The sequence below is a fragment of the Bacteriovorax stolpii genome, from assembly GCF_002872415.1.
Taxonomy (GTDB): domain Bacteria; phylum Bdellovibrionota; class Bacteriovoracia; order Bacteriovoracales; family Bacteriovoracaceae; genus Bacteriovorax; species Bacteriovorax stolpii.
The window spans coordinates 1,696,374-1,711,045 of sequence record NZ_CP025704.1 but is presented as its reverse complement, the minus strand read 5'-3'; the positions used below and the strand labels follow the sequence as shown (position 1 = coordinate 1,711,045).

The 14,672-nt window shown below is 41.7% G+C and carries 15 protein-coding genes; 11 read left to right on the top strand and 4 right to left on the bottom strand.

Annotated elements, in window-relative coordinates:
• Positions 1 to 15: 15 nt before the first annotated feature.
• Positions 16 to 330, bottom strand: coding sequence for a helix-turn-helix domain-containing protein (locus C0V70_RS08470; RefSeq protein WP_102243432.1), 315 nt, complete (start codon positions 328 to 330; stop codon positions 16 to 18).
• 192 nt (positions 331 to 522) lie between these two features.
• On the opposite strand from C0V70_RS08470, the gene C0V70_RS08465 reads away from it, so the two are divergent.
• On the top strand, positions 523 to 1,293 hold the full coding sequence (locus C0V70_RS08465; RefSeq protein ID WP_102243431.1) for an exodeoxyribonuclease III: 771 nt from the start codon (positions 523 to 525) through the stop codon (positions 1,291 to 1,293).
• Here C0V70_RS08465 and C0V70_RS08460 read toward each other — a convergent pair.
• Positions 1,290 to 2,699 (bottom strand): hypothetical protein, encoded by a 1,410-nt coding sequence (locus C0V70_RS08460; protein WP_102243430.1) that lies wholly within the window; start codon positions 2,697 to 2,699, stop codon positions 1,290 to 1,292. The two genes, C0V70_RS08465 and C0V70_RS08460, sit on opposite strands and share 4 nt — an antisense overlap.
• A 71-nt stretch (positions 2,700 to 2,770) precedes the next feature.
• Here C0V70_RS08460 and C0V70_RS08455 point away from each other — a divergent pair, with 71 nt between their 5' ends.
• Entirely contained in the window at positions 2,771 to 3,304 is a 534-nt protein-coding gene (locus C0V70_RS08455) for a DOMON domain-containing protein (protein WP_102243429.1), read from the top strand.
• On the opposite strand, the gene C0V70_RS19000 is transcribed toward C0V70_RS08455, so the two are convergent.
• A complete protein-coding gene (locus C0V70_RS19000) occupies positions 3,288 to 3,695 on the bottom strand; it encodes a hypothetical protein (RefSeq protein WP_158649621.1) in 408 nt (135 codons plus the stop codon). The genes C0V70_RS08455 and C0V70_RS19000 overlap by 17 nt on opposite strands.
• A 188-nt stretch (positions 3,696 to 3,883) precedes the next feature.
• Between C0V70_RS19000 and C0V70_RS08445 the strand changes: the two genes are divergently transcribed.
• From C0V70_RS08445 to C0V70_RS08405, 9 genes are all read left to right on the top strand, one after another.
• On the top strand, positions 3,884 to 4,087 hold the full coding sequence (locus C0V70_RS08445; protein WP_102243428.1) for a hypothetical protein: 204 nt from the start codon (positions 3,884 to 3,886) through the stop codon (positions 4,085 to 4,087).
• Positions 4,088 to 4,281: 194 nt separating this feature from the next.
• The gene (locus tag C0V70_RS08440) at positions 4,282 to 4,941 is read left to right on the top strand and encodes a GbsR/MarR family transcriptional regulator (protein WP_102243427.1); all 660 of its coding nucleotides are present in this window, start codon (positions 4,282 to 4,284) and stop codon (positions 4,939 to 4,941) included.
• Complete coding sequence (locus C0V70_RS08435) at positions 4,928 to 6,169, top strand: beta-ketoacyl-[acyl-carrier-protein] synthase family protein (RefSeq protein WP_102243426.1); 1,242 nt, start codon at positions 4,928 to 4,930, stop codon at positions 6,167 to 6,169. Before C0V70_RS08440 ends, C0V70_RS08435 begins: the two co-directional genes overlap by 14 nt.
• 12 nt (positions 6,170 to 6,181) lie before the next feature.
• A complete protein-coding gene (locus C0V70_RS08430) occupies positions 6,182 to 6,433 on the top strand; it encodes an acyl carrier protein (protein ID WP_102243425.1) in 252 nt (83 codons plus the stop codon).
• 2 nt (positions 6,434 to 6,435) lie between these two features.
• The gene (locus C0V70_RS08425) at positions 6,436 to 7,857 is read left to right on the top strand and encodes a phytoene desaturase family protein (protein ID WP_102243424.1); all 1,422 of its coding nucleotides are present in this window, start codon (positions 6,436 to 6,438) and stop codon (positions 7,855 to 7,857) included.
• Positions 7,854 to 8,885 (top strand): 3-oxoacyl-ACP synthase III, encoded by a 1,032-nt coding sequence (locus C0V70_RS08420; protein WP_102243423.1) that lies wholly within the window; start codon positions 7,854 to 7,856, stop codon positions 8,883 to 8,885. The genes C0V70_RS08425 and C0V70_RS08420 overlap by 4 nt, the downstream gene beginning before the upstream one ends.
• Complete coding sequence (locus tag C0V70_RS08415) at positions 8,879 to 9,742, top strand: alpha/beta fold hydrolase (RefSeq protein WP_102243422.1); 864 nt, start codon at positions 8,879 to 8,881, stop codon at positions 9,740 to 9,742. The genes C0V70_RS08420 and C0V70_RS08415 overlap by 7 nt, the downstream gene beginning before the upstream one ends.
• 4 nt (positions 9,743 to 9,746) lie before the next feature.
• A complete protein-coding gene (locus C0V70_RS08410) occupies positions 9,747 to 11,390 on the top strand; it encodes a fatty acid CoA ligase family protein (RefSeq protein WP_102243421.1) in 1,644 nt (547 codons plus the stop codon).
• The gene (locus C0V70_RS08405; RefSeq protein ID WP_102243420.1) at positions 11,377 to 12,360 is read left to right on the top strand and encodes an NAD-dependent epimerase/dehydratase family protein; all 984 of its coding nucleotides are present in this window, start codon (positions 11,377 to 11,379) and stop codon (positions 12,358 to 12,360) included. Before C0V70_RS08410 ends, C0V70_RS08405 begins: the two co-directional genes overlap by 14 nt.
• Positions 12,361 to 12,363: 3 nt before the next feature.
• Here C0V70_RS08405 and C0V70_RS08400 read toward each other — a convergent pair whose 3' ends face one another.
• Positions 12,364 to 14,457 carry a hypothetical protein gene (locus tag C0V70_RS08400; protein ID WP_102243419.1) on the bottom strand — a complete coding sequence of 698 codons (2,094 nt, stop codon included), beginning with the start codon at positions 14,455 to 14,457 and terminating at the stop codon, positions 12,364 to 12,366.
• Positions 14,458 to 14,672: the final 215 nt, after the last annotated feature.

Sequence of the window (14,672 nt, the reverse complement as noted above, 5' to 3'; positions counted from 1 at the left end):
TTTTTTAAATTAAAATTATAGAACTTCTACGTTTTCTAGGTCGCGAGAAGGAGCTTTTTTCGTCGCAGTTGCTTTATTGAAGTAGTTCGTCAGAGTTTCTTCGTGATCTTTAAGGATCGCAGTCTTAATCTCTTCAGCTGAGATGTCTAAAACTTCTGAGATCTTCTTCATCATTTTTAGTGGCACGTTACATAATCCACGTTCTACGTTTGAAATAAACTGGCCGTTTTTATATCCAAGAAGTAATGAAAGGTCAGATTGTGAATAGCTCTTTGGATGGTTAATACGCTTTGTTCTAATCAATGCAGCGATATTTTTGAATGATCTCATAAATAATTTTCCTCCATCAGGTCGTCACTCACATGTTGTTATGTGGTACTTAATATTTTGTTTATATTCCAGAGCGAATTAATAAATTTTGAACTGTTAACTTCAAAACCTTTAGACTACCTTAACAAACTTTAAGAAAAACTTAAACAAAATTTTTGTAAAATATGCATTTTTTATTCACAGGGGCTTTTTATGCACATTGTCACATGGAATATCAACGGACTCCGCGCCGTAACTCAAAAGGGTTTTGCTAAATGGTTTGAAAAAAGTTCACCCGACATCATTGCCCTACAGGAAATAAAATCCACTCATGAGGATGTTCGGGAGATTTTGGAAGGTTGGAGCGACTTCTATGAGGTTTATTTAAACCCGGCCACCCGAAAGGGCTACTCTGGCACGGCCCTGATGATAAAAAAAGGTTCGGTACCCCCACTAAAAGTAAACATTGGTATTGGGATCGAAAAATTCGACATCGAAGGCCGTTTTATTTGGGCCGAGTACGCAGACTTCTACGTACTGACTGGCTATTTTCCTAATGGAAAGGAAGATCATTCACGCGTCGACTATAAACTAGAATTCTCGCGTGAAGTTTTAAAACTCGCTAAAAAACTCTCTCAGAAAAAAGGTGTCTTGATTACGGGAGACCTCAATACGGCCCATAAAGAAATCGATCTTGCCCGTCCTAAAAGCAACGTCAACAGTACAGGATTTCTTCCCCACGAGCGTGCTTTTTTAGATGAGATGATTGAGGCGGGATTTGCTGACGCCTTCAGGCTTCATTACCCGGATAAAAAAGACGAATACACGTGGTGGACTTATCGCGGAGGTTGCCGCGAGAAGAATATCGGGTGGAGACTTGATTACTTTTTCATTGATGAGAATATCCAAAAACGCATGAAGAAAATTAAGCATCTGCAAGATGTCATGGGAAGCGATCACTGTCCGGTGGAAATTATTTTCTAAAAACGGCTGCGCAACTGATAGGTAAGAGTCGCTTTTTTGTTCTCATCAAATTTGACATCGAGAACCATAGTCGTGTTCTTACCTACTAACTTCTTATGTTGAAGGGAGATAAACTTGCTGCGCTCTTCATCGCGGCCGATAAAGACAGAGGCCATTTCAGTTTTTCCCATATCGAAGTCTCGACCTAAAATAAGAGACGTTTTCGAAGTGTTTTTATCACGTCTCAGTTCGGCCCTGATGTGCTGAATATACCCATCTACCAAGGCCAGGCTTGCCACTTGAGCGTGAGTTTGGTCCTCCACTCTCCCTGCCAGGCGGTAGGCATCTTTGTCATCCACACTGCTTAATCTCACTTCATAGGGAACGGCAAATGAATGCTCTGTTTCTCCGGTGATTTTCGTGCGCACGTTAATCTCAACGTACTTAAACCCCTGCTCATTTTGTAGGTCTAACTTCGCCTCATTCCCTTTAGTCACCGAAAGGGCCGTCGAAGCATTCACTCGCAGTCCGCCTATGATCTCTTCGCTGACTTCTCCATCGGCCAGATGAATATTTTTTGGAATGTATTTATTTCTTTTTTCCAGGCGAGGTTTAAAATTAAGCCTGAACTTATCTTTACTCTCCGGTGCTGAGAGAGTTGTCATGCTTTTTTCTTCAGGAAACTCCGGCCCTTCACTGATTCTCTTTTTCTTAACAGTGACATCCGGACTCTCTTCCCCCATCGAAGGAAGATTGTAGGGATTTTTTTCTTTTTCACTCGGGCGATAGTAATAGTAGCGAAACTTTCCACCATCTTTTCCCATCACGGCCTGAACGATGATATTTTTTTGATCACCTTCACCGCGGTAATAATAGACCACTTCATCTTTATTAGGGTCTAAGACCTGAACAGTGGTCACACCATCAAACCTGTAAGCATCTTCCGCTACAAGCTCCATTTGTCCATCAAACACTGTTGGTTTTAAATCTTTGGTGATATCCATATAACGGCTACACTTTGTAGTCCCGTCTTCTGTTCTGGTTTTCACTGTGAAATAAAGAAACTTTAGATGATTGATGTTCACCGGGATTTCATCATTGTTTTTGAGTTCCGGATTCTCTCTCATTTTCGAAAGAATATCATTTATTGAGCGGGTCAATTTCAAATGGCTTGGGCAATGACCACAGGCCGGCTTGTTATTAAACTCCTCTTCTTGAAGCTTAGTGAGTTCACGCGTCTTTTTTTCTTCATCCAGCCCCACTTTAACAATGGCCTCGGCTTCACTGTACACTGCCGTGTTATAATTTTTTGCTGACATCCAATGATTGGCGTTATTGACCTTCGTGAATGTGTCATTGTCAAAAGCATAAGAAGTCTTCAGTAAGAAGACATAAGAGAAAAAAATTATAAAATGCGCCCATTTCATAGTAATCTTCTCGGTAGCATGAAGACTTAAAGTAAATTCAAAATAACCAAACGTTTAAATCGGATTTCAAAATGGCAAAATTTTCTCTTACTCCCTTTAAAAAAGAAAGCGCTCCAACTATCACTATCGCCAGTGAGTTCAATAACACGGAAGAATGTATCTATATAAGCTATAAGGTGCAAGGAAACCTCCCTGCTCTTGATTTAGGAACCGGCACGCCTAAACATGCACGCGTGATAAAACTCTGGGAAAAGAGCTGCTTTGAGCTTTTTATTAAAAACGAGAAAAACAGTTACATGGAATTTAATTTCTCACCTGACTTTGAGTGGAATGCTTTTTACTTTGAGAAAAAAGGCGACGCTTTAAGTGAGTATGCCCCAATGGACAAAGTGGAGTTCGATATCCTGCTAAGCATGGACGTGTTTCACCTGATCGTGAAAATTGATAAGGCTAAATTTCCAGAAGGATTCTTCAAGGGAGAAATGTCGGCCGGGATTACCAGCGTGATTAAAACGAAAACCGGTGATTTGAGTTATTGGGCCTTATCTCACGAGGATACAAGACCCAACTTCCATCATTTGGATTCGTTTAAATGTAAGTTTTAATCGAGATCGTATACTCTTTTTCAGAAACTTTGCTCACAAGACCAGTCACCAGGAATTCCTGGAAACATGAAGCCGTAAGCTTCTTGCCCATGTCATCCATAACGATCGAGTAAATCTTGTCATCTGTTTTGAAATCCAGACTAATGACTTTCCCTTCTTTTGAACGCTCTTTAGGTCTGATCGTTCCTGAAAGTTGAACTAGTTTGTCCTTATATACGTAATAGCTCTCACGGTTAAAGCCACCAGATTCTGATTTGCCTTTTTTACCGCTGCTTTTACCTTCTTCCCCGTCTTCGTCGTCGTCGAATGAGAAATCATCATCCCCACCCTCGTCTCCGTCGAGTTCTAGTTCTTCATCTAAGTCATCCAAATCGTCTTTAAATCCGCCCATGCGCACCTTTAGAAATTAATGTTTATCGAAAATATTACACTATCTTAGTCTAAATTTTTAAGAATGTTTCAAGGAAAATCAACATATTTGTAGGGGGAAGCCCCGAATTTCTTGCACTATTTTCTACTACCACCCGGCCATAGAGAGTGCTATACTGGGGCATAGGCACTAATGGAGGCTCTTACCCAATGAAAACTAAACGTCTTTTATTACTAGGACTAGTTCTCTTCAATGTATCTCTGTCTTACGCACATGCTCAAGACGACGAGATGATCTTCCCAGAATCGGAAGAATCTGTAGTGCCAACTCCAGGCTCAACTGCAACTCCTCCAGTGATTATCGATGAAAGTGATTCATCAGACGTCTCTGACGTAGAAGAATACGACGGCTAAACATAATAATTAAATTCAAGTTTCTCTCAATAAAAGCATCCTTCGTGGATGCTTTTTTATTTTCATAACGCATATTCTTCATTCCCAAAGACATTTCTTTTACTAAATACCACTGGACAAAACCCGTCCGAATCGCAAATATTTTATATATTATATTTTTATAATAACTTAAAAATATCAATGGGATCAGTCTTATGACGACATCAAATTCGATAGTTGAAGCAGAGATCTTAAAAGAGCTTCCAAGCTTTGAGATTTTCTTCTCGCGCATCGGTTTCAAAAGAATTGATGGAAGTGTTTTTGGTTTACTGGTTCTCGCTAAAAAACCACTAACTTCTGAAGAAATCGAACAGACATTAAATCTTTCTCAAAGTGCCGTTTCACTTTCACTAAAAACTCTAACCCACTTCGGGGCGATTGAGACCACTGGTGATAGAGACAATCAGGGCTCCAAAGCAAAACTTCATTCGGCCAAAGAAGACTCACTGGCCATTGTGGCGAGTGTTTTTAGAAAACGCGAAGAAGAAGTTGTCGCCGACTTTAAACGCATGGCCCAGAGAGTGCTGGATAAATCCCAGTCTCCAGAAGACGCCAGTAGAAAAAGAAGAATGCAGTCTATTGTGACGACTTGTGAGATTGCTGAGAGTGTCATGCATTTTGTAATCACCATGGCCCACAATAAAACCCGCGCTGAGTTTGATGCTCAATATGAAGCCATGGTAAAGCGCCTGCCAAAGGCACTGGATCTTCTGGCGACAACAGCAGGGCCGCTGGCCGATATTACAATGACTATTAAAGATAACCTGACTGAAAAATTTAAAAATAATTTAAAGGGTATTTATGAAAAACGATAATCAGAGAATTGTGATCACTGGTATTGGATTAACTTCTCCTCTGGGAAACAACCTGGCCGAACTGCGCGAAGGACTTCTTACTGGAAAAAGCGGAATCGTTCACACTGAAATCCGCCATATGGGTGTTGTGGCCGCTGGTCTATGCAAGTTTGATGAAACAAAACATCAGCCAAAAAAGATGAGAAAGCGCGGTACACGCGCTGGAGCGATTTCAATCTACTGCACAAAAGAAGCATTGATTGATTCAAAAATCGATTTTGATGGCGTGGATAAAAACCGTGTTGGTGTTTATTTAGGAATCACAGAACACGGAAACGTGGAAACTGAAAATGAAATCCACGATCTTTATAATACTCATAATAAAGATGTGAGCTTTTGGTCTCACCACCACAACCCAAGAACAGTTGCCAACAATCCGGCAGGTGAAGTGACTCTTAATATGGGAATTACCGGGCCTCATTATACTATCGGCGCTGCTTGTGCCGCTGGAAATCTGGGGATCATTCAAGGAGCTCAACAGCTTCTTTTAGATGAAGTCGACTTAGCTTTTGCCGGTGGAGTTTCTGAATCGACAGAAACATTTGGGATTTTTGCTGCTTTTAAAGCTCAAGGAGCTCTAGGGCATCACGAAGACCCGCCCCTGGCCACTCGCCCACTTGATAAAGACAGAAATGGAATTGTCGTGAGTGAAGGTGGAGCTGTGTACGTGCTGGAGAGATTATCAGACGCTAAAAAAAGAGGCGCTCATATCTATGCCGAGATCGTAGGATACCACTCTAACAGTGATGCCACAGATTTCGTTCTTCCCAATACAGAAAGACAAATTGAATGTATGCAGTTTGCGATGAAAAAGGCCGGTCTTGAAGCTTCTGATATCGACATCGTCAGTATGCACGCGACTGGAACAAACCAGGGAGATATCCAGGAATGCCAGGCCGTCGCTCAGGTTTTTGGGAACTCAAAAAACACTTACGTCAATGCGACAAAAGGATTTATCGGACATGCTATGGGAGCGGCCGGGGCCCTTGAACTTGCCGGAAATATCCCTTCATTCACTGATGGCTATGTTCACCCATGTAAAAAGATCGAAAACCTCGATCCAGAGTGTGCGATTCCAAACCTGGTTAACGGTGAAAAAGTCGCTCACGATTCAAAATACATTTTAAATAACTCATTCGGAATGCTTGGAATTAACTCATCATTAATCGTTAAGAAGTTTGCTCAATAAGGAGAGAAAATTATGTTATCAAACGCAGAAGTACGTACAAAAGTTCTAGACATCATCGCTGACATCGCTCTTGATGACGATGTAACAGGAATCAAAGACGAAGTGGCACTAAGAGAGCAACTTGACCTGGATTCAATGGACTTCCTGGACATCGTTATGGAGCTAAAAAAGCGTCACAAAATCGAAGTTCCACAAGAAGACTACCCAAGACTTGCTACAATGGCATCTTGTGTTGAGTACCTTGCTCCGAAATTCAACCAATAATAATGAATACGACCGAAAAAGTTGATTGTGTGGTTATCGGTGCTGGAATGTCTGGTCTTGCGGCCGGTATCCGCCTTGCCATGTACAATAAAAAAGTCCTGGTTCTAGAAAAACACACAATCAGCGGTGGTCTGAATTCTTATTATGCCAGGGGAAAACGCAAGTTTGATGTAGGTCTTCATGCCCTGACAAATTTCGTAACTCCTTCTGACAGGGGAAAACCTTTTAACAAGCTGATGAAGCAGTTAAGAATCCCCTATGAAGAGTTTAAACTCTCTCCACAGAACTATTCACTGATTCAGTTCCCGGATAAAAGTTTAAAATTCACCAATGAGATCAATGTCCTGATCGAAGAGATCAACCAGAATTTTCCCCAGGAAATTGACGGCTTCATCCGTTTACTTGAACACATCAAAAATTTTGATGAAGTCAATTTAAACAATGAAACCGTGATGGCCAAGACCGTGGTGAGAACGTTTATTAAAAACGACTCCCTCGTTGAGATGATCTTTTGTCCCCTTCTGATTTACGGAAGTGCCTGGGAAAATGACATGGATTTTTCTCAGTTTGTTATCATGTTTAAGAGCATTTTCCTAGAAGGGTTTTCTCGCCCTGAAGGTGGAGTGCGTACAATTATTGACCTGCTATTAAAAAAACTATCCGATGTCGGCGGAGAACTGCGCTTTAAATCGGAAGTCACAAGAATCATCAGTCATGGCGGAAAAGTTGTGGGTGTTGAAATCAATCACAACCAGATTATTGAATGCAGTCAGATTTTATCCAGCATGGGTCTTCCTGAGACTTATGGTGTCGTCAGTGAATTTGAAAACCTCGATCACCCAGCGGTGGGACAACTCTCTTTCTGTGAAAGTATTCTGGTGACAGATAAAAAACCGCGCGAGTTAGGTGTCGATGCGACGATTATTTTCTACAACAACCGCCCTGAATATTTATACCAAAAACCACAAACTCTTTTTGACCGCGAAAGCGCGGTGGTGTGTTTTCCGAATAACTTTAAATACGACAATTACCAGGATGATTACCCTGAAGGTGTTTTACGAATCACCAATATCGCTAACTTTGATCTTTGGAATGAACTAAAATCGGCCGAAGATAAAACGCTTTATAAAGAACAAAAGGAAATTCTGTGTGAAAACGCAAAAGGGATTTTAAAAAATTGCGGGATCAATCCTGATTACCAGATTCTTTTTAAAGATATTTTCACACCGACAACCATCAAGCGCTACACTCAGCACTTTGAAGGAACGGTATACGGCTCGACAGACAAATCAAGAAACGGGAAAACCCCGATTGATGGTCTTTACATTTGTGGAACTGACCAGGGCTTTTTGGGAATCGTGGGCTCTATGCTCTCGGGGATCTCAATGGCCAACCTCCATGTTCTGCAAGGGGATTTTAAATGAAATTTAACAATGTCGTGATTCATAGTTTTGGTTACGACTTATCAGAGACTGAGTTTACCTCTGCCGCAATTGAGCAGAGACTCTCGCCTATTTATGAAAAATTAAAACTTCCGGAAGGAAGACTGGAACTTATGACCGGGATTTCGGCCAGAAGACAATGGGCCCCGGGAACAAAACCAAGTGATCTTTCGACGGCCGCAGCACGCGCTTGTTTAAAGAACTCACAAATTAAAGCAGAAGAGATCGACCTTTTAGTTCACGCTTCTGTTTGCCGCGATTTTTTAGAGCCGGCCACGGCCTCAGTTGTTCACGCTAATCTTGGGCTTTCTCCCAAAGCGATGATTTTTGATTTATCCAACGCCTGTCTTGGTGTGATTAACGCCATCGTGGTTGCCGGAAATATGATTGAATCAGGACAAATTAAAACAGCCCTGATTGTTTCAGGTGAAAATGGTGGACCATTACTTGAGAGCACGATCAATGAGCTTTTAACGAATCCATCAATTGATAGAAAAAATATCAAGAAGTATATCGCTAACCTGACCATTGGTTCAGCGGCGACGGCCTTCTTAATCACGCACAAAGACCTCTCTTTGGATTCTCCCCGCGTTTTAGGGGGAGCTGTGATGACGGACTCTAGTGCCAATCACCTGTGCCGTGGAGATGGAAACACTCACTCATTAGTCATGGAAACAGATTCTGAAGAACTTTTAAAATACGGCATCGCTCTTGGTAAAGACACCTGGATGCTTGCTAAAAATAATCTTTCATGGACCAACTCAGACGTTGATTTCGTTCTCACTCACCAGGTGGGAAGCGCTCATGAAAAACTCTCTCTAGAATCTCTTGAACTCGATAAAACAAACACATTTAGAACGTATCCCTTTTTAGGCAATACGGGCTCAAGTGCTCTGCCGATTACTCTTATGATGGCCAATGAAAAAGGCCTTATAAAAAAAGGCGACAACGTCGCCCTTCTAGGAATTGGCTCAGGACTCTCTTCAATTATGTTAGGTGTACAATGGTAACAATCCCTCAGGAACTAAAAAACGAATACCCTTTTAGAGCGCACTTCTTGGACGTAAAGAGCGAAAAACTTCACTACGTCGATGAAGGACAGGGGGAAGTTATCCTGATGCTGCATGGGAATCCGACCTGGTCGTTTTTCTACCGCAATCTAGCGAAACACTTTTCAAAAAACTTCCGTGTGGTTGTTCCCGATCATATCGGCTGTGGTCTTTCAACAAAACCTCAGGACTATGAGTACACTCTTCAAAATCATATCGACAACACGATCGCTCTTGTTAAAAAGCTTGGCCTAAAAGATATCACTCTTGTGGTTCACGACTGGGGTGGAGCGATTGGTATGGGGGTGGCAACTGCCCATCCAGAACTAATCAAAAAAATGGTTGTGATGAACACGGCCGCTTTTAGGTCCCTTGAAATCCCAATGAGAATTAACATCTTAAGAAACCCGGTGGGCGAATGGTTCATCAGGACTTTTAATGGTTTTGCCGGTCCTGCGACAACGATGGCCGTGACAAAGAAGCTCTCTCCTATCGTCAAAAAAGGATTTGTGCTTCCTTACGATTCATTTGAATCAAGAATTGCGACGGCAAAATTCGTCCGCGATATTCCCATGAGTGAAGTTCACCCGACTTATAAAACACTTTCAGGAATCGAAGACAAACTTAAAAACTTAAAAGTTCCAGTTCTTCTTCTTTGGGGCGAGCAGGATTTCTGCTTCACCATGAATTTCCAAAAACGCTGGCTGGATTTTTTCCCGAATGCCAAAGTTAAGACTTACCCGGATGCGGGCCACTACCTGGTGGAAGATAAAACCAGCGACGTGATTCTTGAAATTGAAACGTTCTTAAAAAACTAAAACTATGAACATCGCCGAACGCTTAAGTCAAAACGCTAAACTTCACCCCGATAAACTGGCGGTGAAGTTTCCCAAATTTAATAAAAAAACAAAAAAATACGATTACGAGGCCCTCACATTTAGAGAGCTCGATATCAGGTCAAATAAATTTGCCACATCTCTGCAGAAGATGGGGCTTAAAAAAGGCGACCGCACTCTGCTGTTTCTAAGACCGAGTCTGGATTTTTCGGCCATGACATTCGCTCTTTTTAAGTTAGGTGTTGTTCCGGTTTTTATCGATCCGGGAATGGGAAGAGAAAATCTTTTAAAGTGTATTAAAGATTGTGCTCCAGTTGCATTGATTGCAGAAAAAGAAGTGCACTTTGCAAGACTCATTTTTAGAAAGACCTTCAAGTCTATCAAGTTCAATGTGACTAACGGAAAGCGCGCTTGGGGAAAAATGCAAAAAATCTCCAAAATGAAAGAAGAAAAAGTTCAAACCTTTAAGATGGAAAGCTTTGCTCCTGAGGATACAGCTGCAATTCTTTTTACTTCGGGTGGCACTGGGGCTCCTAAAGGTGTCGTCTACTCGCATTTTATTTTTGATCAACAAACTAGTATCTTGAAAAATCTTTACGGGCTGACAGAAAATGATGTGGACCTTCCAGGGTTTCCATTGTTCTCGCTTTTTACTATTGCCATGGGGATGACCAGCTGTATTCCAGATATGGACCCGAGTAAACCAGGTCAGTGTAATCCGGCAAAACTTTATCAAAACATCATCGACAATAAGCCGACTTTTGTCGCCGGCTCTCCTGCTATCTGGGAGCGCGTGGCCGATTACTGTCTGGATCAGGGTCTGACTCTTCCCAGTATTAAATACGTGGTGATGTTTGGGGCCCCTGTCTCTGTACTTATTCACCGCAAGTTTAAAGGGCTTCTTCCGAATGGAACAACCTATACACCTTACGGCGCCACTGAAGCCCTGCCGGTTTCAAATATCAGTGGTGATTTTATTTTAAAACAAACCGCTCACCTGACGGAAAACGGAAAAGGCACTTGTATTGGCGAGGTCGCACCGGGATCAGAAGTTAAAATTATTGCGATCACAGATCAAACGATTGAAAAACTATCAGATGCTAAAATTTTAGGTGCAAACACAGTGGGAGAAATTATTGTTTCTGGACCAACAGTGACTAAAGAGTACCTGGACCTGCCTGAAAAAACCCGTGAAGCGAAAATCTATGAAGGTGACAAAATCTGGCACCGCATGGGTGACATGGGGTTCTTAGATGAAAAAAACCAACTGTGGTTTTTAGGAAGAAAAGCTCACCGAGTGGAAACTCAGGAAGGGCTTATGACTCCGATTCCAGCAGAGGCCATTTTTAATAAACACCCGGCCGTAAGAAGATCAGCGCTGGTTGGCCTTGGAGTTCGCGGCAAAGAGACTCCGGCGATTGTTATCGAAAGAAAGGACGGGCAATTCCTCTCTGGGAAAGAAAGATCGATTTTTGAAAGCGAGCTTCTTTCTCTGGCGAAAAAATTCCCGCACACATCGATGATTCAAAAAATTTATTTGAGTAAACACTTTCCGGTCGACGTCCGTCACAATATCAAAATTGACCGCAAGAAATTAAAAGAAGAGATTGAGTCCCATGAAATCAACTAAGGTTTTAGTCACCGGTGCCGGTGGTTTTCTAGGAAGCTATATCGTGCGCGATCTCAAAGAGCGCGGTTATGAAGTGTATAGTTTTTCGAGAAAAAAATATAAAAACTTAGAAGACCTGGGAGTTATTCAAAGACAAGGTGACCTGGCAAACTACGACGATGTCGAAGCTGCATTGGAAGGAATAGATGCTGTCATTCACTCTGCTTCTCAAGTGGGAATGTGGGGACGATATGAAGACTTTTACAAAACGAATGTAACAGGAACAGACAACATTATCCGCGCTTGTCACAAGCACCATATAAAAAAATGTGTTTACACCAGCACGCCGAGTGTGGCCTTTGGAGATGAGAGTCTTAAAGGTGTTGATGAATCTATTGGTTATCCAGAGCGCTATCTTTCAATGTACGCCGAGACTAAGGCCATCGCTGAAAAGAAGATCCTTATGGCAAATAATGGTATTCTTTCTACTGTTGCTCTTCGACCGCATTTAATTTTTGGACCTGGGGATTTAAACCTGGTTCCAAGAGTTGTTGAAGCTGCCCGTGCAGGGAGACTTAAAATCGTTGGAGATGGCGAGAACTTGGTGGATGTGACTTATGTTGAGAATGCTTCCCTTGCCCATATCATGGCCCTGGAAAAACTCGAAGCAAACTCTCCTATTGCCGGTAAAGCTTACTTTCTAGGTCAAGGTCCAATCAAGTTATGGGACTTCACAAATGAGCTTTTAAAGCGCTCAAAACTTCCACCTATCACTAAGAAGGTTCCTTTTAGAGTCGCTTATTCTGTCGGTTTTATGATTGAGATGGGATTAAAGCTCGTAGGAAAATACGACATCCACCCGCCGATGACGAGGTTTGTGGCCCTGCAATTAGGAAAATCCCATTACTACAATCACCACAATCTTGAGCACGATTTAGGCTTTAAACCTAAATACTCTATTGAAGAAGGCCTTGATAAACTTTTTTCTTAAATCCTACTGGTCAACAACTACTGATGATGGAGCTCTTAAATTCTCCACACGCATGTAGTGGTCAACTGCTCCCAACCCTTTAAACGCCCCCTCATGGAAGCTGGTTGTGAAAGCACGCCCATCAGCAGTATTGGCATCAAATGTACCGAAGAAGAACACATTCGTTAAACCAAACAGGTTATAGAAGTGAACCTTGCTGTAAGAGTTATTCACGATATTTGTCGATAAGTTCTTAAGCGGCCATAGAGGGACATTAACCCATTCTGTCGCCGGAAGCTTGTTGACTTCAGCAAGACAGTTTTTAATAAACGCTCTTCTTTTACTTGGGAAGAAAATGTATTTTAAAGATTTCTTCTCGCATCTTTCAATCTCATCACTTGAAACTTTATCGTGAGTTAAGTCTTTCATGTAATCAATATAATCATTTTGAAGATTCTTGCGGCAGTTATCAAAAAGGTTTCTGAAATTGATGAAACTGTTTTTTGGGTACTCGTCACACAGACCATCGAAATGATCAAAAACGGTGTTCACACCTAATGTGTTGAGATAGCGGATACCATCAATGTTCACCTGATATTTTCCTTCGATATGAAAAGGCGCCACTAAGTGTTCACTCTCAATCATACTGATGGCAAGCGGGTCTACACCTGAGTATCTCTCAAGGATGAATTTCGCACGTTCACGGTATTTTTTCCCAGAGAAACCTTTTGTCTTTTGAGTTTTAAAGTCAGAAGTAAAAGTCATCGAAAGTTTTTGTTCATTAGATGCTCTTTCTCCTACGTAAAGGTCTTCGCGCCCTTCAAGCAGGTTTCTGGTTGCATCGTACTCAATAGTGACTTTTTTTGTATCGCTCGCAAGCTTTGTGGCAGAAACATCCGAGTTTGTAATCGCATAGATTAAACTTGCAAATAAGCGAGACAGGAAATCTTCCGTGTACTTCATTTTTTCATAATAATGACGGAAGAACGTTTTTACTCGACCTTCTTTAGTGATTTCGATCTGCTGAGTTTTTGAACTCTTTTGAGCTCCAAGAAGAAGGAAGTTGTATTTGTGTGAAATCGTCTGGGACACTTTTTTCTCTTCAGAAATAATGTAAGGAGCAAGTGTATCTAAATCCCCTTCGCGGTTTTTTAGGATCTGAGTCAACTCCATCGCCACCGGGCTTTGAGTGTCCATTTCCATTAAATCCATTTGCGGGATGTTTAAGTAAACTTTATAGCTCGATTGCATTTCGTAGTTAAAGTCATACGAAAGAAGTGTCATTCTTAAAATCTTAAGGAAGTCGGCCTGAATAGCGAGGTTAAAACCAGCAGAGGCCACTTTTGTTTTTTCAGAACTCACCTGGATATTTGAGTTCCCAAGAGAGACAACCTCTACTCTGGTCAAGCGCTCAAACCTTGCCAGAACTCCGGCCATACCAGTTACACCGGTATAAAGAGGAGCTGAAACAAGCCCTCCTGCTTTTACAGAAATAGAGTCTTCTTTAAAGATCATTTCATTTGCATCAAGTTTAGCAACGTTAGAAAAAGTTAAAGCATTAAAAGGCATGAAGAGTTTTTCGAAATGCCCCATTAATCCATCGTTGTATGAATTGGCGTAGTGAACCCATGTGAACTTTCTCTTAAAGACAACTCCGGCAAAGGCCGCGAAGTTTTGTTCGGTCATATCAATCGCGCCTGAATCGCGCAGGCTTCCTAAAACTTTAGAAGCATCGATATCAACTGTGAATGTATCGGTTACGATCCATCTCTTGTCGTCAAAAAGATCCGGTGCCAGGTTTCTGTCAACGCTGACTCCAAAATTGATGAATGGTTTTTTATAAGAGAACCCGATGCTATTGAGCCCACCGGTAATAGAAAGAGCATTGCCCGCCAGAACTTTGGCCGCTTCTCTTTTTCCGATATTTTCATACTCAAGATTAAATTCGTTGGCGATTTGTTGATAAAGATCCGCTTCTCCACCACCGATTGTATCCAATCCGGTTCCGGCCGAGCTTGCGATATCTTTGTTCAATGTCAGGTAATTAAAATCTTCCTGCGCCAGTGCAAACTGGCCTATCAGAAGAAACATGAATGTAGCGATGAATTTGATTCTCATAAAGACTGCCCCATCTACTACGTGACATTGTATAGAGGCTCTTCGGTGGTCCCTAGGGAAAACTTGACCGTTTTAATTGTGTATATTTAGCGTCCGTCACTCCTCGTAAAAAGTGCCCAGAATTGTTCTCACAAGAAGTGTTTCGCACATAAAACTCAAGAATTTTAGTCAAGATTCCGATAGGACTCGCAAACTTGGGCGTCTTCGGGCATTAT

Coding starts and splice junctions, on each gene's coding strand:
- C0V70_RS08425 (WP_102243424.1), top strand. CDS start 6,436: ATGAATACGACCGAAAAAGTTGATTGTGTGGTTATCGGTGCTGGAATG.
- C0V70_RS19000 (WP_158649621.1), bottom strand. CDS start 3,695: ATGGGCGGATTTAAAGACGATTTGGATGACTTAGATGAAGAACTAGAA.
- C0V70_RS08430 (WP_102243425.1), top strand. CDS start 6,182: ATGTTATCAAACGCAGAAGTACGTACAAAAGTTCTAGACATCATCGCT.
- C0V70_RS08440 (WP_102243427.1), top strand. CDS start 4,282: ATGACGACATCAAATTCGATAGTTGAAGCAGAGATCTTAAAAGAGCTT.
- C0V70_RS08410 (WP_102243421.1), top strand. CDS start 9,747: ATGAACATCGCCGAACGCTTAAGTCAAAACGCTAAACTTCACCCCGAT.
- C0V70_RS08420 (WP_102243423.1), top strand. CDS start 7,854: ATGAAATTTAACAATGTCGTGATTCATAGTTTTGGTTACGACTTATCA.
- C0V70_RS08435 (WP_102243426.1), top strand. CDS start 4,928: ATGAAAAACGATAATCAGAGAATTGTGATCACTGGTATTGGATTAACT.
- C0V70_RS08465 (WP_102243431.1), top strand. CDS start 523: ATGCACATTGTCACATGGAATATCAACGGACTCCGCGCCGTAACTCAA.
- C0V70_RS08445 (WP_102243428.1), top strand. CDS start 3,884: ATGAAAACTAAACGTCTTTTATTACTAGGACTAGTTCTCTTCAATGTA.
- C0V70_RS08405 (WP_102243420.1), top strand. CDS start 11,377: ATGAAATCAACTAAGGTTTTAGTCACCGGTGCCGGTGGTTTTCTAGGA.
- C0V70_RS08400 (WP_102243419.1), bottom strand. CDS start 14,457: ATGAGAATCAAATTCATCGCTACATTCATGTTTCTTCTGATAGGCCAG.
- C0V70_RS08470 (WP_102243432.1), bottom strand. CDS start 330: ATGAGATCATTCAAAAATATCGCTGCATTGATTAGAACAAAGCGTATT.
- C0V70_RS08455 (WP_102243429.1), top strand. CDS start 2,771: ATGGCAAAATTTTCTCTTACTCCCTTTAAAAAAGAAAGCGCTCCAACT.
- C0V70_RS08460 (WP_102243430.1), bottom strand. CDS start 2,699: ATGAAATGGGCGCATTTTATAATTTTTTTCTCTTATGTCTTCTTACTG.
- C0V70_RS08415 (WP_102243422.1), top strand. CDS start 8,879: ATGGTAACAATCCCTCAGGAACTAAAAAACGAATACCCTTTTAGAGCG.